Below are 21512 nucleotides of genomic sequence, written 5' to 3'. Positions count from 1 at the left end.
ACGTGGCATACTCCCGAACTTCCGACGCCGCCGCCTGAGCCGTTCGCGACAGGGGCATCGCTCGCATGACCGCGAGCGATGCCTGAGACACGGACGGGGGGCCGCGGCCGACTCGCTTCCGATTCGACCATGCCATTGCAGCGTTTCATTGCCCGTCGACTGGGCGCCCTCACCGAGCCGAGCACCCGCATTCCCTATGCGTGGGTGTATCACGAGCCCGACGTCTTCATGCAGCGCACGTCGTCGCTCACGGTGGCCAAGAAGTATTTGCACCGCCGCTTGCGTCTGGCCATGAGCGGGCAGGCGAACCGTGAGGTGCCTCACGTCGCCCCCGATGCGCGCGTGCTGTGGATCTACGGCGGCAAGGCGTCGGTGGGCGATGCCGTGATGGACATGTCCGGGCGCGCATTGCTGCGTGACCGGGAGGGTCCCATCGACCTGCTGATCTCGCCAGGGCTGAAGGCGGTCTTCGAAGGCGACGATATCTTCCGGAACATCTTCGACGATCCGGCGCGCGTGAATCCGGGCGACTACGACGTCGTCGTTCTGCAGGAATTCAACTATCCAACCTTGCGCCTGAAGCGCAAGCACTTCGCCGCGTTGCCGTTCGCGTGTCTGTTCCGTTTCTTTCACGGACCGGATCGCAACCAGACGCAGTTCAGTCTCGCGGCCGTCAACGACGTCTTCTCGCTGGGGTTGTCGTCCGATGCATTGTTCGCTCGCGCCAAGCCGTACTTGCGCGAGGAGTCCGACCTGCCCGATACCATTGCGCAGCAATTGCCGCCGGGGCCGTTCATCATGCTGGCGATGGGCGGTGTCGAGCCGCGCCGCACGTATGCGCACTGGCGTGAGTTTCTGCAGGCCTACGACATTGCGTACACGCCCGGCATGCCGGCCGGGATCGTGATGTTGGGGTCGGGCAACGGGGTGGACGCCGCGCGCGCCCTGATGGAGGCGAAGTTCGTCCATCTGCAACTGACCTCGTTCGTCGGGCAACTGACCCTTCGCGACGCCAAGCGCGTGATTGCCAATGCGTCGCTCTTCGTCGGTGCCGACGGCGGTCTGATGCACGTGGCGCACACCACCCCGACGCCGAGCGTCACGCTGTTCGCCAAGGCAGAACCACCTTATCTGCGCCTCACGCCGCGTTGTCAATCCACGCCATTGCAGACGGAGAGCGATGTGAGCGCAGTGGATCCCGACGAACTCGCCAACACCGTCATCGACGCGTTGCGCGCGGCACCCGCCCGTTTGCGCTGACCCGGCCAAGCCATTTGCCGCCACCGTCCGGGGAGCGTGGCGCGACGCGACGTCGCCGAATGGATCCTGCTGCGGCCTGTCACAGGCGGGCGTGTCAGCCCCACATGACCAGGCGAATAGCGCTCTGCACCTTGTTGCGGCAGCCCGTCTTGTCCAGGCAATTGCGGATGTGAAAGTTCACGGTGCGTGTAGAGATGCCGAGGATCTCGCCAATTTCGTCGGCAGTTTTCCCCTCGGCGGTCCACAGCAGGACTTCTCTTTCTCGCGCCGATAGCGAATCGAAATCGAACTGCCGAAGTTGCGGGCGCAGCAGCCGGCTCATCGCCTCATGCGTGTAGTTCGCCAGCACGCCCATGCCGACGCGAAGCGAGTTCAATTCCGTTGCGGTGAGTGCGTCTTCTCCTCGGCTGAAAGTCAACAGCCCGAACTCGCCGTGTGGCCCCCAGCTGGAGCGGGCGACACCGTGATTCAGGCCGAAGTCATGCGCGTCGCGCCATAGCGCGTCTGCGGGCAACAGCGTTGGATCGTCCCACGGGATCAACGACTGACTGCGCATGCCGGCTTCGATCGTCGGATCGATCGCGAGATAGCCTCGCTCGCGGTAATGCCTCATCCAGCCGGCGGGATAGCTATCGAAGACCAGCGTTTCCGACTGCGTGGCACTCCGGTGGTACCGGAAGCCGTAGCTGCAAAACGCGAAACCGATACGTTTCGAAAACTGATCGACGCGCTCGAACAGCAGGTTCGCGTCGTTCACTTCGCCGTAGTCCGAATGGATCGTTTCGAGCAGGCGCATCAGGTGCGGCATCACGTCCTCCGGGACGATGGGTCACGACAATTTGGCCAGTTTCACTACCGAAGCACGATTCGCACGCGCGAACGATTCCGGCGCGGCAACTGGCGATGGCCGCGTGTCCCCTTGGGCAAGGTCAGAACGTCGGATTCGAGAAATGAATAAAAGCGTAGTGATGGTGTTGCTCACGTCAGGCGTCGATTCTTTTGATCTCGTCGATCAATTAATCAGCGATGACGTATCAATGCCGGTGAGGTCTATCCCCGTGTAAAAAATGCAATCCGTGCATTAATGGAATGAAGAATATCAACCGCCTATCGGGATTGCAATGTGTGCATCAAAAATATCGCAAATCGGGACTTCTTGAAAATCAAGATATTTTTTAATTATATGAGTATTATTTAAATCAATGACTTGCACGTGAGTTGGCTGGGATCGGGTACGGGGGCATCTGGGCGGCGGTCGCGATGTATTACATGTTTGCGTGTAAAAATGCTGTAAAAATTTGGTGATTTCTAAAATTTCTTTGTCTTGAAATGGTTTGAAAGTTTAATTTTGGTGAATTTGTTGTTTATCGAAATGCACGGTAGTTTTTGGTGGGTTTTCTGTGAAAATATTCGGATCTGAATGTTTTCTGATTTAGACGGAAAGTGTCACGATCTATTCGCTTCGATTGCGGCGCGAATCAATTGGGTCAGTGCTTTTTCGTCGATGGCGTCATCTTGATGGAAGTCGATGGCGCGTCGGGTATTGCCTTCGAGGCTTGCATTGAACAGATGGGCGGGGTCGGGAAGCGTGGCACCTTTCGGGAAGGTCATTTTGACGGCGTTCTTATAGGCTTCGCCGGTGCAGAGGATGCCGTTGCAGGACCAGACGGGCACGCGCCATTTCCATTCCTCGACGACGTTGGGAGATGCGTGTGTGACGATCTTGCGCAGATGGGCGAGGGTAGTGCCTCGCCAGTCATCGAGCTCGGCGATGCGGGCATCGATGAGGGCGGAGGCTTCGGCTGGGGAGGGGAAGGTTTTCGGCATGTCGCGGACTCCGGCAGGGGAAACACGATAGAGGAAGGGGCATTGTAGCGGGCCGACGGCGCTGGGTATCGACGGGGGCAGTTGGGGAGAATTCGGGGGAGTGAAGCATGGAGACGGACCGGGGCCCCTTTCCGAATCGAGTTGGGTCTATGTCTGAGAGGCGGAAAGGGGCCCCGGTCCGTCGGGGGGCGATCAGAACCCGAGAGGGGGGAGCGATCAGAACCCAGGAAGAGGGACGATGCTCGGGAGGGCGCCAATACGCCACTGGGAGAGCGTAGCGCCGGATCAGCACGCGGCCATCAGGAATGGCACTCGGAAGGGCAAACTCAGTACCGAGCGGACCCGGGGGGGCACGCTCGGTACTGAGTCGAGGGCCGGTTAGAACGCGGCGGAGTAGATCGCGAAAGCGTCGGCTTCCTTGACCTCGCGGGGATTGTTCACCAGCAGACGGGTCTGGAGCATGGCATCGGAGGCCATGCGGGCGATGTCCTCCTGCTTCACGCCGACTTCGCGCAGCGTGCGAGGAATCGCGGTATCGACGACCATTGCTTCGATGTGACGGATGAGGGCATCCGTTTTCGCTTCGTCGCTGCCGGTGGCTTTCGAGGGCAGGATCACGTCGGCGAGTTCGGCGTACAGCTTGCTGGCTGCCGGGGCATTGAAGCGCATCACGTGCGAGAGCACCAGTGCGTTAGACAGGCCGTGGGCGACGTGGAAGATGCCGCCGATCGGATAGGCCAGCGCGTGAACGGCGGCCACTGGCGAGTTCGCGAACGATTGCCCTGCGAACATCGCGCCGACCAGCATGGCTTCGCGGGCGTTACGGTTGGCGCCGTCGTTGCACGCGGGCAGCAGATTGCGCGAGAGCAGTTCCAGCGCCTTCACCGCCAGCATGTCCGAGATCGGATTCTTCAGATGCGCGGACGTATAGGCCTCGATCGCATGCACCATCGCGTCGATCCCTGTCGCTGCCGTAGCGGCGCGCGGCAGGCCGAGCGTCAGTTCCGCGTCGAGAATTGCCAGATCCGCGAACAGCTGCGGCGCGACCACGCCCATCTTTGTCGTCTCACCCGTCGTCACGATCGACACCGCCGTGACTTCCGAGCCCGTACCGGCCGTCGTCGGCATCTGGACCAGCGGCAGTCGCGAGCCCGTCACCTTCTTGATGCCGTACATGTCCTTGATCGACTGCGTGCCCGGCAGCAGCACGGCGAGCAACTTCGCCACATCCATCGACGAACCGCCGCCCAGACCGAGCACGATCTCCGCGTCGGCCGCGCGCGCGCGTTCTGCGGCTTCGAGCACCACATGCTCGGGCGGATCGGCGATCACGTCGTCGATCACCGATACCTGCCAGTCATGCTTTGCCAGATCGGCCAGCGCCGGGGCCAGCAGACCGCTCTTGTGCAAAAAGCCGTCCGTGACCACGCACAGGCGCTTGCCTGTCGGAAACTGTTCACGCAGCAGCGCGCCCAGACGGCGTGCAGCCCCAAATTCCACGACGACGGTCGGTACCGTCTGGAAACGAAATGCGTTCATGATCGTTTTCCCTATTCGTTCTCTTCAAGCGTTTTCAGATACTCACCGGATGCTCACGCCACCATCTGGCCGCGATCGATCCGATAGACGTTATCGAGCACAGCACCTGCGTGTTGCAGATCCGCGCCCGAAAGAATGACCGCGAGGCCCTCGCCGCGCATCTGACCGATCACCTCGGCAATGCGCTTCGACAGGGCGGGGGCCACGCCTTCAAACGGTTCGTCGAGCATCAGCAGGCGCGAGCTCGTCATCATCGCGCGGCCGACGGCCACCAGTTTCTGCTGGCCCCCCGACAATTGCAAGGCGCGACGCGGCGCCCATTCGCGCGCTTCCGGAATGATCCGGTAGACCTTGTCCAGGCGCGCCTGCACGTCCTTCGCCTTCAATGCCCAGGCCGGCACGCACAGATTCTCCTCCACCGTCATGTCCGGAATCAGACGACGGTCCTCCGGCGCATAGCCGATGCCCAGCGACGTACGTTGATGCGACGGCGCCTTCACCAGATCCACGCCATCGAACGTCAACGTGCCGCCGTTCGCCTTCACCAGCCCCATGATCGCGCGCAGCGTCGTCGTCTTGCCAGCGCCGTTGCGGCCGATCAAACCCACGATCGCGCCCTTCGGCACCGAGAACTGCACCCCGCGAAGAATGTCCGTCGCGCCGAAGCGCACATTCAGATTTCCGACTTCAAGCATGGGCCACCTCGCTTGCCACCCCTGCGGTGCCCGGCACTGCGGCCACCGTCTCGCCAATGATCAACTCGCGCACCTGCGGGTCGGCCAGCACCACGTCCGGTGTACCGTCCGCGAGAATGCGGCCGTCGCAGAATGCGAGCACGCGGTCGCTGTAGCGCCGCACAATCTCCATGTCGTGCTCCACGAACAGCACCGTGATGCCCAACACGCGTGCCGCATCCAGCACTCGGTTCATCACGTCGAACTTCTCTTCCGCCGCCACGCCCGACGTCGGCTCGTCGAGCAGCAACACCTCCGGCTTGCAGACCATCGCCAGCGCAATGTCGAGCAGCTTGCGCACGCCTTCGGGCAACGTGCCCGAGATCATGTCCGCAAACTCCAGCACGCCCAGGCGCGCCAGACTCTCGTTCGCCAGGTCGGCAGACAAACCCGAGATCGCCAGTGCGATCTCGATGTTCTCGCGTGCCGTCTGCGAGCCGAAGAGCTGCGGGATCTGGAACGAACGCGCAATGCCCAGACGCGTAATCTTGCGCGGCGCCAGCCCGGTGATGCGCTTGCCGCGGAACACGATCTCGCCGCGATCCGGCTTGATGTAGCCGGTGAGCATGTTCACGAACGTGGTCTTGCCCGCGCCGTTCGTGCCGATCAGGCCGACCACGCTCTGCGCGTCGATGTTGACCGTGATGTCCTTCGCCGGCGTGACGCTGCCGAAGGTCTTGTACAGGCCCGTGGCCTCAATGATGTGATTCGATGCCATCTCGTGCCCCTTATGCGGTGTCGCCCGATGCGGCCGCAGTCGTCGTCGGCGAGGTCTGGGAGGTTTGGGTGACCGGATGCACCGCCGCCGACTTGCGGCGGCCCAGGCCCAAACTCGTCAGACCGCCCGGCAGGAACGCGATGATCGCCAGCATGATCGCGCCCATCACGATCTGCCACGTATTCGGTGCGTAGCGATACGCCATCGCGCGCGCCACTTCCAGCAGCAGCGCACCGATGAACGGCGAGAACGCGAAGCGCGTACCCGAGAGCACCGCGATGAAGACGAACTCGCCCGAGGTCGTCCAGAACGCCATGTCCGGATCGATGTGGCCGATGTTGAACGCCTGCAACGCACCGCCCAGACCGGCCAACGCGCCCGCGATCACGTACGTCAGATGAATGTTGGCGCGCGCCGACGTCCCGAGATACTCCACGCGAATCTCGTTGTCCTTGATCGCGGGGCCGAGACGACCCGGCGTCGAGCGCATGTACACCGCCACCACCATCACACAGACGATCGCCGCGATGAAGCCCACGGCGAACAGGTTCGTCCCCGTGAGCTGCCACGGCTCGGCGCTGCTGCCCAGCGTCGGGGCATTCACGTTGAAGCCGTCGCTGCCGCCGAGTTCGACGTTATTGAGCAGCAGCCCGTAGCAGATCATCGACAACGCCAGCGTGAGCATGGCGAAGAAGATGTCGCGGTAACGCGCCAGCAGGAAGCCGAGCACGAACGCCAGCACCGCCGACACGACCATCGAGACCGCCAGCAGCGCGAACAGCTCCGTGAGGCCGTAGTAGTTCATGCCGAGGCCCACGCAATACGCGCCGACCGCGAAGAAGAGTGCCTGCCCGAACGAGGCCAGTCCCGTGCGCAGCAACAGCGCCAGACCCAGCGCGACAATGCCCTTGGACAACGCCACCGACACCAGGAACTGCCACTGCGGCAGCGCGAGACCCGCCGCACCGATCACGACGAAGCCGACCACGGCGAGCCACGTGCCGGGCGCGCGCAGTTGAGAACAGATTGCGGAACTCATATCTTGCGAGCCTCCAGCGGAGCGAAGATGCCTTTCGGGCGCACAGCCAGCACCAGCGCCATGACGATGTAAATGGAGAAAAGCTCGCCTTGCGGCCAGTAGTGCACGGCACTCGCGCGCACCAGCCCCACGAGCAGGGCGCCGAACGCCGCGCCGGGCAGCGAGCCGAGCCCGCCGATCACCACCACCGCAAACGTCAGCACCACGATCTCGACACCCATGCCCGGTGCCACCGAGACCGTCGGCGCGGTCAGCGCACCGCCGATGGCCGCGAGCACTGCCCCGGCCATGAACGTGAATACGAAGTAGCGGCTCACGCGAATGCCCATCGCCTGACTGACTTCACGATCGTGAATCACCGCGCGCAGCAGACGACCGCTGCGCGTGAACTTCAGGAACGCCGTGAGGCCGACGCCGGCCACGAGCGCCACGCCCACGATCAGGAAGTTGTAGTTCGGGTACGAAAGATCGCCCAGATCGAAGTTGCCGAGGAAGCTGTACGGTTCCGAGACCGAATACGGATCCACGCCCCAGACGAGCTTGATCGCGTCTTCCATGATGAGGAACAACGCGTAAGTGACCAGCAGCAGCACCACCGGGTCCTGCCCGTAGAAGCGCTTGAGGACACCGCGCTCCATGATGAAGCCGATGGCTCCGCCGGCGACGATGGCCGCCAGCACGAGCAACAGATAGCTCACGTAAAGATTGCCGCCCTGGGCAACCCACGGGCCGATCAACGTCACGCCAGCGTACGCGCCCAACGCGTACAGGCTGCCGTGCGCCATGTTCAAGATTTTGAGCACGCCATAGACGAGGGTCAGTCCCAGGGCAACCAGGAACAGCCACGCGGCGTACATCACCCCGTCCACCAGGACGGCGTAGATCTGCGACATCTCGCATTCTCCTTGGAACGCAAAGCGGCGGGCGAAACCCCGTTCGCCACGCCAGCCTTGCGGGTACGACTCAAGGTCGGTTACTGCTTTCTTGCAGGGAAGGCGCGAACGCCCTCCCGAACGTGATGCCTGCGATGCTTTAGTGCTTCAGGCCGCCCTTGATCCAGTCGGCAGACTTCACGCCTTCCGGCGGGGTCACTTCCGCGATCGAGTACTGCTTGACGTCGGTCACGGTGACCTTGCCGTTCACGTTCTTCACCACGCCGAATGCCGTACCTTGTGCCGCCTGGTGACCCTTGCCCAGCGTCAGGCCGATCTTGCCGGCCGGGGCATCGAACGCCAGGTGCTCGAACGAGGCGATGACCTGCTCGGGCGTGGGCTGCTTGCCGCCGTTTGCGGCCTGTGCCTTCTCATAGGCGGCCTTGAGCGCGAGAATGCTCTGGTTCATCTTGTACGACGGGTAGCTCGGCGTATCGTTGAACTTCGCGCTGTAAGCGGTGCGCAGCCAGCGGTTCAGGGCGTTGTCCGGCGCGAACATGCCGTACATGCCGCGTGCGCCGATGATCACGCCGTCCGGCAGACGCGTCTTGCCGTGCGTGGCAGTCTCGCCTGCGGTGAGTACCGTGAGCGATTTCTTGAACAGATCGCGCGGACCGGCCTGCACCACCAGACCTTCCAGATCGCCACCCCAGAAGCTCGAGTGCAGCACGTCCGGGTGGGCAGCCAGCAGGCTCGAGATACCGGCGTTGTACTGACCGGCGCCCAGTTGCGGCATTTGCGAGCTGACCGACTTCGCGTTCGGCTTGAGCGCCTTGAGCGTGCCTTCGAAGTCGGCCCAGGCGTCCTGACCCCACGCGTAGTTCTGGTTGATACCGGCGTAGGTTTGCAGATCCGGCTTGCGCTCGGCGACGTAACGGGCGGCGCCCACGTTGTCCATCGTGGCCGTGGCGACCGGACGGAAGACGTACTTGAAGCTGGCGTCTTCGAACACGCGCGGCGTGCCGCAATCGAAGAACAGCGTGACCTTCTTCATTTCTTCAGCCACGGGCGCGATCGCCAGGCAGTTGCCCGACGACGTGTAGCCCACCACGTAGTCCACGCCCTGGTTCAGCAGGTTGCGGTACTCGCTCACCTGCTTGCTCGTGCTGCCGGCTTCGTCGATGTAGACGAGCTCGATCGGTGCACCGCCAAAGCCCTTGGTGGCGTAAGGTGCCGGCACCTTGCCGGCGTTGAGCTCGGCAGCGGTGACTTCGGCGGCATTCTTGGCAGGCACGCCGAAGGGGCCTGCAGCGGCGCCCGACATGAACGTCACGATACCGATCTTGACCGGCTTCCCATCGGCCTGTGCCGTCGTGGCAACCGAGGCGATGGCGGCGCCGGCCGCCAGAGCGAGAGCGAGCGGCTTCATGCCGCGCTGGATAACGCGCTTCATACTGGTTTCCTTTGGTGGTGTTGCGACTTGTCAGTCGATTTTTGGAGTGACGGAGTTCTTGTGCTCCAGTGCGGTGTCGGGGCCCGGCGTGCGGGCCCGCGTCATCACACTTGCAGGCACAGGTACTTCAGTTCGAGGTATTCCTCGATGCCGTAGTGCGAGCCTTCGCGGCCCACCCCGGATTGCTTGATGCCGCCGAACGGGGCGACTTCATTGGAAATGAGGCCGGTGTTCAGGCCGACCATGCCGTACTCGAGCGCCTCTGCCGTGCGCCATGCGCGGGCGACGTCGCGCGTGTACAGGTACGCGGCGAGACCGAACTCGGTGTCGTTGGCCAGCGCCACGGCGTCGGCATCGCGTGTGAAGCGGAACAACGGTGCGACCGGGCCGAAGATTTCCTCGCGGGCCACGCGCATTTGCGACGTGGCGTCGGCGATCACGGTCGGGGTGTAGTAGGTGCCGCCGAGTGCGTGGGCGTTGCCGCCGACCAGCACGCGGGCGCCGCGCGACTTGGCGTCTTCGACCAGCGTCACGACCTTTTCCACGGCCTTGCCTTCGATCAGCGGTCCGATCAGCACGCCGTCTTCCAGACCGTTGCCGACCTTCATCTCGGCCACACGCTTGGCAAACTTCTCGGCGAAGGCGTCGTAGATGCCGTCCTGAATATAGAAGCGGTTCGCGCACACGCATGTCTGGCCGCCGTTGCGATACTTCGCGGCAAGCGCGCCTTCCACGGCGGCGTCGAGATCGGCGTCGTCGAACACGATGAACGGTGCGTTGCCGCCCAGTTCCAGTGACAGACGCTTGACCGTCGGTGCGCATTGCGCCATGAGCAGGCGGCCCACGCCCGTCGAGCCGGTGAACGACAGCTTGCGCACCGTCGGGTGCGAGGTCAGCACGCCGCCCACGGCGCGTGCGTCACCCGTGACCACCTGGAACACGCCGCCCGGAATGCCGGCGCGATGCGCCAGCTCGGCCAGCGCGAAGGCGGACAGCGGCGTGAGTTCCGACGGCTTGACCACGATGGCGCAGCCTGCGGCCAGCGCCGGGGCGACCTTGCGGGTGATCATCGCTGCGGGGAAGTTCCACGGCGTGATGGCCGCGCATACGCCGACCGGTTGCTTGATCGTCACAAGGCGCTTGTCGGCAGCGGGCGTGGCGAGCACGTCGCCGTCCACGCGCTTGGCTTCCTCGGCGAACCATTCGATGAAGCTCGCGGCATAGGCGATCTCGCCACGGGCTTCCGCCAGCGGCTTGCCCTGTTCGCGGGTCATCAGGTAGGCGAGATCGTCGGTGTTGGCGATCATCAGGTCGAACCAGCGGCGCAGCACGGTGGCGCGTTCCTTGCCGGTGCGTGCGGCCCACGGCTTTTGCGCGGCCTCGGCGGCCGCCACGGCGCGCGTGGTTTCTTCCGCACCGAGTTCCGGCACCTTGGCCAGCACTTCGCCCGTGGCCGGATCGACCACGTCGAACGTCTTGCCGCTGTCGGCCGCGATCCATTGACCGTCGACCCAGGCAAGGGTCTTGAAGAGATTGGTGTCTTTGAGTTGCATGGCAATTGGCCGGACTCGCCGGCGGGTCGTGTGTGGATGAAGGGCGCGCGACAGTGTCTCGTGGTGTCGCTTGCCGTTCTATCTATTGAACGGTATTCTATGTATTGAATGTGATTCTACGTATTGAACGTTTTGGGTGCAACTAAGGGGTTTTCCTAGGGCGGGATGAGAATGACTTGCCCGTACCATGCTGGCGGCGTGGCCCCGAGATTCGGGGCTGACCGGTCCCGAAGCGGCCCCGACGCTGCCCCCGGGCGGTGATCGAACCGATCCCGGCGTGCCTGCCGGACCGACGGCCTTTCACGATTTTTCGAACCGACTTCCGATTCCCGATTCATGCCCAAGCGCAAATTCGACGTACCCGCCAATGCCACTTCCCCGGAAGCCGAGCCGCTCAAGACCACGGCACCCGCCGTGGTGCGCGCCGTGCACATCCTCGATGTGATCGCCGCGTCGCCAGAGCCGGTGGCGCTGGCCGATCTGGCGCGCGAGACGGGCGTGCCCAAGAGCACGCTGCACGGGTTGTGCGACACGCTGGTCAAGCTGCGCCTGATCAAGCGTCACGCCAACGGCGGCATGACGATGGGGTCGTATGTCATGGGATGGGCCAACGCATTTCTTTCGCAGACCAACATCACCGAGGAGTTCCGCGCGGTGTGGGAGGCGTCGCGAGCGTTTGCGCAGGAGACCGTAACGCTGTCCGTGCTCGACGGCGCCGAGGTGATCTATCTCGCCTGTCACAACGGCAACCGTCCGCTGGGCGTGACGTTCCGCATCGGCATGCGCTTGCCCGCGCCGTACACGGCGACCGGCAAGGCCATGCTCTCCACGCTCCCGCCGGGCGAAGCGGCCGAGTTGCTCGCCGGAACCTGGCCCGAACCGCTCACGCGCGCGAGCGTGAGCACCTATCCGGCGCTGGCCGAGGAAATGGCGCAGGTGCGCCGCGACGGGTATTCGATCGACAACGGCCAGATGCGCGAAGGCATGATCTGCTTCGGCGCACCGGTGTTCGATGCGAGCGGCGAGCACGCTGTGGCAGGGCTCGCCGTCAGTTTCCTGACCAATGAGATCGACGCCGAGACCGGGCAGCGCATCGGCCGCCAGATGCGTGAACTGGCCGACCAGCTGTCGGTCCGTCTGGGCGCGCCGGCCCGACGCTGACGCACAGTTCGGCGCAGCTGGCGGGCGTCTCGGAGGATTGCGGCGTGGGCTTGGGCGTGAAGTGACGGTGTGGTCTGCCGCGTGCGTTACGGCGTATTACCGTGCTGTGGCGCATGTCAGCGTACGGCCAACCGCCCGTCAGGCTGGGGTTGGCCGGCGGACAGCGTGGCGTGGCCATCCGATTGTTATCTTTGGCGGAACAGTCATGTTCAGTTATGCGGGCTATTCCCTAAGGGTTATCACTGGCATCATCTGGCCTTGACTGATGTCCAGACAAGCCAGAGGAAGCGTAGGGAAGCGCGATCCCGGCGGTGCCATGGGGCGGACATCCAATAGGGAAGCACTACGCCATGTCCAATATCGCAATCGTCTATTACTCGCAAGGCGGGGCAACCGCCATGATTGCCCATTCGGTGGCTCAGGGTGTGAATGAGGCGGGCGCTCACGCCCAGTTGCTCAGCATCGAGCCGCATCAACTCATCGACGGTCAGTGGCACGACGAAGCCACGCTCATGCGTCTGGCTGGTGCCGACGCCGTCATTTTCGGTGCCCCGGCGTTTCAGGGTGGCATTGCCGCGCCGTTCAAGGCGTTCGCCGATGCGGCCACGCGCTGGCGCGCCCGGAGCTGGCGTCACAAGGTGGCGGGCGGGTTCTCGTTCAGCTATCGTCCGGGCGACGAGAAGCGCAACACGCTCGACTACTTCGCGGCGCTCGCCCATCAGCACGGCATGGTTTGGGCCGACGCCGAGATGCAGGACGAGACGCACGCGGCACCCGTCATGGCAGATGCCCGTGAGCCGGCCGATTTTCCGGCGATCACCGCGCCTGGCGTGGACGTCGATGCCGCTTACGCACTCGACCCGGCCGACGTCATTGCCGGCAAGCAGTACGGGCGTAATGTCGCGGCGCTGGTGGCCCGTCTGGCCGGCGAAGTCCTCGAGTCGCCCGCCGTGCTGGCTCGCCGGGCCCTGAAGGAGGCCGAGCGCCGTCTCTGATCTGAGCGACTTCGCGAATCGTAGCAAGCACAGGCGACGGGCGGGCTCGCGAAAGCCTGTCAGAGACGGACAGTAGAACGTATCCGAAGACCGAAGAAAAAAGGCGTGGGTGCCGGCGGAAATGCCGGCCCCACGCCTTTTGCATTGGGATCGCGTCGTTTCAATTGCTTGGCGCGTCGCCGGACGGCTCGGCATGAATTTGCAGGACGGCGTCACGCTTGGCGAGCAGATGCTTTCGCAGGATTTCGCCCAGACGCTTGCCGTCGTGCTTTTCGAGCGCGTCGATCATCTGCTCGTGCTCGGCAATCGCTCGATCCCATTTGTCCACATGGAAGTTCGAGCGAAAGCGCAGCGCCATCAGACGGCGATTGATGGACACATAGGTCTGGCGCAGCGCCCCGTTGCGCGCCGCTTCGTTGATGCGATCGTGAATGGCCTGATTGCGCGCGTAATAGCCCGGCAGGTCCTGCTGCGCGCGGCACGCGAGCATGGCGTAATGCAGCGCCTTGATCTCGGCCAGTTCGACGGGCGTCATGCGCTCGGCGGCCAACTCGCCCGAAAACGCTTCGAGTGCGCTCAGCAACTCGAACATTTCCCGAATTTCCTTCTCGGTCATGCGCGCCACGCTCGCACCCCGGTTCGGGGCGATTTCGATGAGGCCTTCGGCCGCCAGCACCTTGAAGGCTTCTCGCAGCGGTGTGCGCGAGATGCCGAGCGTTTCGCACAGCTCGCGCTCGTTGAGCTTCACGCCGGGGGAAAGTACCCCTTCGATAATGAGGCGGCGCAAATGCTCGACGACCGTGTCGTGCAGGCGAAGTCGCTCCACACGCGGGATCTCGGGGGCGGCAATCGTCGATGTGTTTTCCATGTTTTGCATTCAAAATCATCAACCCTTCATGGTCGCGATTGTAGCGCACGGTGTCAGGCCGCCGTATCTCTAGGGTAAACGACTGTATTAAAAGCGCTTCTCACCCCTTGCGAAAGTCTTCGGCTCTGCTAAAGTATTTTGCATGCAAAATTCAAAAGCGAATTTTTGAAGAGGAGAGAGACGTCCATGTTGAAGCTCGATTTCCATCCCTCGGGCCGCCATTTCCTGCAGATCCCCGGGCCGAGCCCGGTGCCCGATCGCATTCTGCGCGCCATGAGTTACCCGACCATCGACCATCGCGGCCCGGAGTTCGGCGCGCTCGGTCGCAAGGTGCTCGCCGACATCAAGAAGATCTTCAAGACGGAACAACCGGTGGTGATCTACCCGGCGTCGGGCACCGGCGCGTGGGAAGCCGCGCTGACGAACACGCTCTCGCCGGGCGACCACGTGCTCATGTTCGAGACGGGACACTTCTCCACGCTGTGGAAGAAGATGGCCGAGAACCTTGGCCTGAAGCCGGAATTCATCGGCCTGCCGGGCACCGACGGCTGGCGCCGTGGCGTGCAGCCGGACATGATCGAAGCGCGTCTGCGTGCCGACACGTCGCATGGCATCAAGGCCGTGTGCGTGGTGCACAACGAAACATCGACCGGTGTGACCTCGGATATCGCCGCCGTGCGCCGCGCGATCGACGCGGCGGGCCACCCGGCGCTGCTGCTCGTCGACACGATCTCGGGGCTGGGCTCCGCGGACTATCGCCACGACGAATGGGGCGTGGACGTCACCGTCTCGGGCTCGCAGAAGGGCCTGATGTTGCCGCCCGGGATCAGCTTCAACGCGGTCTCGCCCAAGGCGCTCGAAGCGGGCAAGCAGGCGAAGTTGCCGCGCGCGTTCTGGGGCTGGCAGGAAATCATCGAAGCGAACAAGAACGGCTACTGGCCGTACACGCCGAACACGAACCTGCTGTACGGCCTGTCCGAGGCGCTCGACATGATTCTCGAGGAAGGGCTGGATAACGTGTTTGCACGTCACCAGCGCCTTGCCGAAGCCACGCGCCGCGCCGTGCGCGCCTGGGGGCTGGAAATCCAGTGTCAGGACCCGGCGGTGTACAGCCCGGTGCTCACCGGTGTGGTCATGCCGCAGGGTGTCGACGCCGACGAAGTGCGCAAGCGCATCTACGAACGCTTCGACATGTCGCTCGGCCAGGCACTCGGCAAGATCCGCGGCACGATGTTCCGCATCGGCCACCTGGGCGACTGTAACGACCTCACGCTCATGGCAACGCTCTCCGGTTGCGAAATGGGCTTGCAGATTTCCGGCGTGAAGCTTGCCGGTTCCGGTGTGGTGGCCGCGATGGATTACCTCGCGCAAGCGCAGGCGACGCCGTCGCTCAAGGTTGCCGCCTGACGTGCCGTAGTCCGAAGTATCAGGAGACACGAGGGGCCGCCGCACAACGGCGGTGCCCTCAGTCACGAACGCTTTACTTGTCATTCAGGCGTCACAGGACCTCGACACAGAAAGGTCCGTGCCCCAGCAACACCTTTGTGCGCCGGCATGTCGCGGGTGCACTTCACAGGATGTTTCAGGAGACAATGCAATGAAGCTTTTCAGAGCGACAAGGGTCGTGCTGGTGATGCTATGCGTCATGTATTTCATCACCTATCTCGATCGCGTCAACGTAAGCACGGCGGCCGCCGGCTTCGGTAAGGAATTCAATCTCAACAAGACGGAAATCGGTCTTGTCTTCTCCGCATTTGCCTATCCCTATCTCGTCTTCCAGATCATCGGCGGTTGGGTGAGTGACCGCTTCGGCGCCAAGCGCACGCTGCTCGTGTGCGGTGCGTTGTGGGCCGTGGCGACGATCCTGACCGGTATGGCCGGCGGTCTCGTCACGCTGCTGCTCGCGCGTTTGCTGCTGGGTCTGGGCGAGGGCGCCACGTTCCCGGCAGCCACGTCGGCCATGTCGCGCTGGGTCGCCAAGGAAAAGCGCGGCTTCGCACAGGGCATCACGCACGCGGCCTCGCGTATCGGTAACGCGGTCGCCCCGGCCGTGGTCGTGTTCATCATGGCCACGCACGGCTGGCGCGAATCGTTCTATCTGTGCGGGATCGTGAGCCTGGTCTGGGTGGTGCTGTGGGCGTTCACGTTCACCGAGCGTCCGCAGGACCATCCGCGCATCACGCCTGAAGAGCTTGCCGTGCTGCCCGCGCTGAAGGCCAAGAGCGCCTCCGTGCCGTGGAGCCCGCTGTTCAAGCGCATGATGCCGGTCACGATCGTGTACTTCTGCTACGGCTGGACGCTGTGGCTGTTCCTGTCGTGGATTCCGCAATACTTCCTGCACAGCTACGACCTCGATCTGAAGAAGTCGGCGCTGTTCGCCTCGAGCGTGTTCTTCGCCGGGGTGATCGGCGATACGCTCGGCGGTATCGTGACGGACAAGCTGTACGAGCGCACCGGCAGCCTGAAGCGCGCCCGCAGCTGGATGGTGTCGGTGTGCATGCTGCTCACGCTGATTTCGCTCGTGCCGATGATGTTCACGCACCATCTGTATGTCTCGATGGCGTGCCTCGCGTTCGGCTTCTTCTTCGCCGAAATGACGATCGGCCCGATGTGGGCGATTCCGATGGACGTCGCGCCGGAATACTCGGGCACGGCCAGCGGCATGATGAATACCGGCTCGGCGCTCGCCGCCATCATCTCGCCGGTGCTCTCGGGCTACCTCATCGACCGTACGGGTAACTGGGAACTGCCGTTCGTGGGCAGCATGATCCTGATGGGCGTCGGTGTGGTGCTCGCCTTCCGCATGCAACCCGAAAGCAAGTTCTCGCTCGCGGGCGACGACGCCGCCGCAAGCAACGCACGTCAGCCCGCCTGACGCGCACCGGATGACCGCCTGCGCCGTCGCGTCATCTTCGCGACGGCCGCGGCATCGCAGCACGCTACCTGCCGGGCGGACACGCGTTTCGTCCGGCAGGCCCGCCACACCACGACGATCGTGCGCCGCCCCGGTGTCCCCGGTGAGCCAGCCAGCCGGACCCGCCAGTCGTCGACAGGTCGACAACCATTACACGCGGCCCCCACAGCCGGCAACATCATGAATTCCCAATCGAACGCGAACGCCAATCTCATCAGCCAGCCCGTGCATCTGATGCCGATGCAGCGTGGCGGGGTCGCACTCACGCCGTTGCAGGACCGGCTGCGCCGTGAGCTGCGCGGCGACGTGCTCTTCGACCGCGCGAGCCGCGGCCGCTATGCGACCGACGCGTCGATTTACCAGATATTCCCCATCGGCGTGGTCGTGCCGCGCGATCAGGACGATCTGATTCGCGCCCTCGACATCGCGCGCGATCAGAAGGTGCCGGTGCTCGCGCGCGGCGCGGGCACGAGCCAGTGTGGCCAGACCATCGGCGAGGCCCTGGTCATCGACAACAGCAAGTGGCTGAACCGCGTGGTGGCGTTCGACGCCGAGGCGCGTACCGTCACCGTCGAGCCGGGCATCGTGCTCGATCATCTGAACGCATGGCTCAAGCCGCACGGCCTGTGGTTCCCGGTGGATGTGTCGACTGCGGCACAGTGCACCATCGGTGGCATGACGGGCAACAACTCGTGCGGATCGCGCTCGATCGAGTACGGCAACATGGTGCATAACGTGTTGTCTATCGATGCCGTGCTCGCCGACGGGGCCCAACTGCATTTCGGCTCACTGCACACGCCGCCGTCGGACGCGCGAACCCGCGAGATCCTGGCGCGCGTTCACGAGATTGCGGTGCGCGAGCACGACGAACTGCGCGAGCGCGTGCCGCGTGTGCTGCGTCGTGTGGCGGGCTACAACCTCGATCTGTTCGACTGCCTCAACCCGCGCGCGTACACCGACGACGGTGTGGCGAACCTCTCGCATCTGCTCGTCGGCTCGGAAGGCACGCTGGCGTACAGCCGCCAGGTCACGCTCAAGCTCGCACCGTTGCCCACGCACAAGACACTCGGCGTGGTGAACTTCCCCACGTTCTATCAGGCGATGGATCTCACGCAGCACATCGTCAAGCTGGGGCCGGTCGCCGTGGAATTGGTCGATCGCACGATGATCGATCTGGCGATGGATAACGCCGCGTTTCGTCCGGTGATCGAGAAGGCGCTCGTGGGCGATCCGCAAGCCATTCTGCTGGTCGAATTCGCCGGCGAGGATGCTGCCGCGCTGCGCGCTCGACTTGATGACCTTGCCACGCTGATGGGCGATCTCGGTCTGCCGGACAGCGTGGTCAAGATGCCCGAGGCCGGACCGCAAAAGGCGCTGTGGGAAGTGCGCAAGGCCGGCCTGAACATCATGATGAGCATGAAGGGCGACGGCAAGCCGGTGTCGTTCATCGAAGACTGCGCCGTGCCGCTCGAACATCTGGCGGAGTACACGCGACGTCTGACCGAAGTCTTCCATCGCAACGGCACGGAGGGCACGTGGTACGCCCATGCGAGCGTGGGCACGCTGCATGTGCGCCCGATTCTCGACATGCGTCGCGACGGCGCCGTGAAGATGCGCGCCATTGCGGAAGAAGCGGCGGCGCTGGTGCGTGAGTACAAAGGCGCTTACTCCGGCGAGCACGGCGACGGACTGTGTCGTGGCGAGTGGGTCGCATGGCAATACGGCCCGCGTATCAATGCGGCTTTTGGCGAGATCAAGCAACTGTTCGATCCGGAAAATCGCTTCAACCCCGACAAGATGGTCCGTCCGCCGAAGATGGACACGCGTGAGCTGTTCCGCTTTGCGCCGGGCTACGCCGCCCGGCCGATCACGCCGGCGCTGGACTGGGCCGCATGGAACGTGAAGCGCGATGCGCTGACCGGCGCGCAAACCGCACCGGACACCGGCAGCGATGCGACGCATGGCCTCGCGTCGGCGGTGGAGATGTGCAACAACAACGGCCATTGCCGCAAGTTCGATGCGGGCACGATGTGCCCGAGCTATCGCGTCACGCGTGACGAACAGCATGTCACGCGCGGACGGGCGAACACGTTGCGCCTCGCGGTGTCCGGACAATTGGGCGAGGACGGGCTGGCCGGCGACGAGGTGAAGGCCGCGCTCGACCTGTGCGTGTCGTGCAAGGGCTGCAAGCGCGATTGTCCGACGGGGATCGACATGGCGCGCTTCAAGATCGAGGCGCGTCACGCGCGGGCGCAACGTCATGGTGTCTCGCTCCGGGACAAGCTGATCGCCTACCTGCCGCGCTACGCGCCATGGGCGAGCCGCGTGGGCGGCCTGCTCGACGCGGCGCAGCGTCTGCCGGGCAGCAATGCGGCCAAGCGCTGGCTCGGCCTCGCACTGGAGCGGTCAGTGCCTGCGTTGAAGACCTCTTTCCTGTCGCGCGAGGCGCCGTTGGGCGCCGCCCCGACGACGGATGCCACCGGACAGCGTCAGGTGTTGCTCTTCGTGGATACGTTCAACAACTACATGGAGCCGGAGAACGCGCGCGCGGCCAAGCGGGTGCTCGAAGCGGCGGGCTACACGGTGCACGTCAATCAGCGGGCGGGCGAGCGGCCGTTGTGCTGTGGTCGGACGTTCCTCGCTGCGGGACTGGTCGACGAGGCGAAGGCGGAGGCGCGGCGTTTGCTCGATGCGGTCATGCCATTCGTTGAACGGGGTGTGCCGATCGTCGGGCTGGAGCCGTCGTGCCTGTTGTCGTTGCGCGACGAAGTGCTCGGTTACGGCTTCGGCGATGCGGCCCGTAAGTTGGCCGACAACGCGTTCCTGTTTGAGGAATTTCTGGTTCGGGAGAAGGCGGCCGGACGCCTGGAAGTGGCCTGGCAGGCACTGCCCGATGGCGTGGGCGAGGCGCTGGTGCACGGTCACTGCCATCAGAAGGCGTTCGACGCCTATTCGCCTGTGACCAAGGTGCTTGGTTGGGTGCCGGGGCTGAAGGTATCATCGATCGAGTCGTCATGCTGCGGCATGGCAGGCAGTTTCGGTTACGAGGCCGAGCACTACGATACCTCGCGTGCGATGTCGGAATTGACGCTGTTGCCGGCGATCCGCCAGCGCAACGCGAACGCGATCGTCGTTGCCGACGGCACCAGTTGCCGACATCAGATTCATGATGGGGCGCAGGCGGAAGCGATTCACGTGGCATGCGTGCTGGCGCGTGCGCTGCCTGCGTGATGTGCGCTTCGACGATGCCCCTCCCGCGAACGCTTCTGAAAGGATTGTGATGCCCGATTCCGTCAACACCGCTTCGACGTCTGCGAATGTCCACGCACCCTTGACGGTGCCGCCAGTCGCTCGCCCGGGTGATTCGCTCGCGCAAGTGGCCACGCCGTCGCTTCTGCTCGACCTCGACGCGTTCGACGCGAACGTCGCACGCATGGCGAGCGCGGCGGCCGCGCGCGGTGTCGCCGTGCGCCCGCATGCGAAGGCGCACAAGTCGGTCACGATCGCGCGTGCGCAAATGGCGGCAGGTGCCGTGGGCATCTGCTGCCAGAAGCTCACGGAGGCGATCCCGTTCGTGAACGCGGGCATCGGCAACATTCACATCAGCAACGAGTTCGTCGGCAACGAGCGTGTGGCACTGGCGGTGGCGATGGCTTCGCGTGTATCGCTGTCGGTGTGCGTGGAAGACGTGCGTCAGGTCGCACCGCTCGGCAAGGCTGCACAGAATGCCGGCGTGCGCATCTCGGTGCTGCCGGAAGCCGACGTGGGGCAGGGCCGCTGCGGTATCGACTCGACGGATGCGATGGCGCGGCTGGTCGACGCGATCGATCACTACGAAGGGCTGCGTTTCGGTGGCATTCAGGCGTATCACGGCAGTGCGCAGCATATCGCCGGTTGGGACGAGCGCCGCGACACGGCGCGGCGTGCCGCAGATCAGGCCGCGGCGTATGTTCGCTTCCTGGCCGCGCGTGGCATTGCGTGCCCGGTCGTCACGGGCGGCGGCACCGGCACTGCAGAGTTCGATATCGAGAGCGGCGTCTACACCGAGATCCAGCCGGGTTCGTATGTGTTTCTCGACGCCCACTACGGCTCGCTCGAGTGGCGCGACGACTGGCGCTACCGTCATGGGTTGTTCCTCGCCTCGACGGTCATGAGCACGGCGCGTCGGGGCATCATCGTCTGCGACGCGGGGCTCAAGAGCGTGGCTACGGACTCCGGGCTGCCGCGCTTCTGGTCGTCGCAGCAGGCGGGCAAGCCGCAATACCGTTCGGCATCGGACGAGCACGGCGTGCTGGATCTGGCGTCGCCCTCGGAGGATGGTGCTGACTGGCTGGGCGAGCCGATCCTGCTGGTGCCGGGGCATTGCGATCCGACGGTGAACCTCTACGATCGCTATGTGGCCGTGCGGCATGGCCGGGTCGAAGCGCTGTGGCCGATTGAAGCGCGGGGTCTGAGTCAGTGAAAATATTTCGACTGAGGGCTTCCCAAGATTCGAAAACCACGCTATAGTCTCACTTCTTCGCCGTACGGGGGTATAGCTCAGCTGGGAGAGCGCTTGCATGGCATGCAAGAGGTCAGC

At 64.0% G+C, this 21512-nt stretch carries 17 protein-coding genes; 7 read left to right on the top strand and 10 right to left on the bottom strand.

What is annotated here, in order from left to right:
* Positions 1-129: 129 nt before the first annotated feature.
* Positions 130-1260, top strand: coding sequence for a glycosyltransferase family 9 protein (locus ABWO90_RS22735; RefSeq protein ID WP_353193498.1), 1131 nt, complete (start codon positions 130-132; stop codon positions 1258-1260).
* A 94-nt stretch (positions 1261-1354) separates the two neighbouring features.
* Here the strand turns inward: ABWO90_RS22735 and ABWO90_RS22730 are convergent, their stop codons facing one another.
* The 9 genes from ABWO90_RS22730 to ABWO90_RS22690 all read right to left on the bottom strand — a co-directional run bounded on the left by ABWO90_RS22730 (position 1355) and on the right by ABWO90_RS22690 (position 10995).
* Positions 1355-2068, bottom strand: a complete 714-nt coding sequence (locus ABWO90_RS22730) for an autoinducer binding domain-containing protein (RefSeq protein WP_353193497.1) — start codon at positions 2066-2068, stop codon at positions 1355-1357.
* Positions 2069-2706: 638 nt separating this feature from the next.
* Positions 2707-3087 carry a DUF1801 domain-containing protein gene (locus ABWO90_RS22725; protein ID WP_353193496.1) on the bottom strand — a complete coding sequence of 127 codons (381 nt, stop codon included), beginning with the start codon at positions 3085-3087 and terminating at the stop codon, positions 2707-2709.
* A 378-nt stretch (positions 3088-3465) separates the two neighbouring features.
* Positions 3466-4626: an iron-containing alcohol dehydrogenase gene (locus tag ABWO90_RS22720; protein ID WP_353193495.1), complete on the bottom strand. Its 1161-nt coding sequence runs from the start codon at positions 4624-4626 to the stop codon at positions 3466-3468.
* A gap of 53 nt (positions 4627-4679) precedes the next feature.
* The gene (locus ABWO90_RS22715; protein ID WP_353193494.1) at positions 4680-5321 is read right to left on the bottom strand and encodes an ATP-binding cassette domain-containing protein; all 642 of its coding nucleotides are present in this window, start codon (positions 5319-5321) and stop codon (positions 4680-4682) included.
* Entirely contained in the window at positions 5314-6078 is a 765-nt protein-coding gene (locus ABWO90_RS22710; protein WP_353193493.1) for an ABC transporter ATP-binding protein, read from the bottom strand. Before ABWO90_RS22710 ends, ABWO90_RS22715 begins: the two co-directional genes overlap by 8 nt.
* 10 nt (positions 6079-6088) lie before the next feature.
* Positions 6089-7117, bottom strand: a complete 1029-nt coding sequence (locus tag ABWO90_RS22705) for a branched-chain amino acid ABC transporter permease (protein ID WP_353193492.1) — start codon at positions 7115-7117, stop codon at positions 6089-6091.
* Positions 7114-8010 carry a branched-chain amino acid ABC transporter permease gene (locus ABWO90_RS22700; protein ID WP_353193491.1) on the bottom strand — a complete coding sequence of 299 codons (897 nt, stop codon included), beginning with the start codon at positions 8008-8010 and terminating at the stop codon, positions 7114-7116. Before ABWO90_RS22700 ends, ABWO90_RS22705 begins: the two co-directional genes overlap by 4 nt.
* A gap of 139 nt (positions 8011-8149) precedes the next feature.
* Entirely contained in the window at positions 8150-9442 is a 1293-nt protein-coding gene (locus ABWO90_RS22695) for an ABC transporter substrate-binding protein (RefSeq protein ID WP_353193490.1), read from the bottom strand.
* A 104-nt stretch (positions 9443-9546) separates the two neighbouring features.
* Entirely contained in the window at positions 9547-10995 is a 1449-nt protein-coding gene (locus ABWO90_RS22690; RefSeq protein WP_353193489.1) for an NAD-dependent succinate-semialdehyde dehydrogenase, read from the bottom strand.
* A gap of 336 nt (positions 10996-11331) precedes the next feature.
* Here ABWO90_RS22690 and ABWO90_RS22685 point away from each other — a divergent pair, with 336 nt between their 5' ends.
* Both ABWO90_RS22685 and ABWO90_RS22680 read left to right on the top strand, forming a co-directional pair.
* Positions 11332-12156 carry an IclR family transcriptional regulator gene (locus ABWO90_RS22685; protein ID WP_353193488.1) on the top strand — a complete coding sequence of 275 codons (825 nt, stop codon included), beginning with the start codon at positions 11332-11334 and terminating at the stop codon, positions 12154-12156.
* 350 nt (positions 12157-12506) lie between these two features.
* On the top strand, positions 12507-13151 hold the full coding sequence (locus ABWO90_RS22680) for a flavodoxin family protein (RefSeq protein ID WP_353193487.1): 645 nt from the start codon (positions 12507-12509) through the stop codon (positions 13149-13151).
* Between the two features lie 160 nt (positions 13152-13311).
* On the opposite strand, the gene ABWO90_RS22675 is transcribed toward ABWO90_RS22680, so the two are convergent.
* Positions 13312-14028, bottom strand: a complete 717-nt coding sequence (locus ABWO90_RS22675; protein ID WP_353193486.1) for a GntR family transcriptional regulator — start codon at positions 14026-14028, stop codon at positions 13312-13314.
* A 177-nt stretch (positions 14029-14205) separates the two neighbouring features.
* On the opposite strand from ABWO90_RS22675, the gene ABWO90_RS22670 reads away from it, so the two are divergent.
* From ABWO90_RS22670 to ABWO90_RS22655, 4 genes are all read left to right on the top strand, one after another.
* Positions 14206-15426 (top strand): pyridoxal-phosphate-dependent aminotransferase family protein, encoded by a 1221-nt coding sequence (locus tag ABWO90_RS22670; protein WP_353193485.1) that lies wholly within the window; start codon positions 14206-14208, stop codon positions 15424-15426.
* A 190-nt stretch (positions 15427-15616) separates the two neighbouring features.
* Positions 15617-16894 (top strand): MFS transporter, encoded by a 1278-nt coding sequence (locus ABWO90_RS22665; RefSeq protein ID WP_353193484.1) that lies wholly within the window; start codon positions 15617-15619, stop codon positions 16892-16894.
* Positions 16895-17113: 219 nt separating this feature from the next.
* Positions 17114-20164 (top strand): FAD-binding and (Fe-S)-binding domain-containing protein, encoded by a 3051-nt coding sequence (locus ABWO90_RS22660; protein WP_353193483.1) that lies wholly within the window; start codon positions 17114-17116, stop codon positions 20162-20164.
* Between the two features lie 49 nt (positions 20165-20213).
* On the top strand, positions 20214-21395 hold the full coding sequence (locus ABWO90_RS22655) for a DSD1 family PLP-dependent enzyme (RefSeq protein ID WP_353193482.1): 1182 nt from the start codon (positions 20214-20216) through the stop codon (positions 21393-21395).
* Positions 21396-21512: the final 117 nt, after the last annotated feature.

This window comes from Pandoraea pnomenusa (assembly GCF_040391475.1).
Classification (GTDB): Bacteria; Pseudomonadota; Gammaproteobacteria; order Burkholderiales; family Burkholderiaceae; genus Pandoraea; species Pandoraea pnomenusa_C.
Note: the sequence above shows the minus strand (reverse complement) of the source record. Positions and strands in the feature narration are given on the sequence as shown.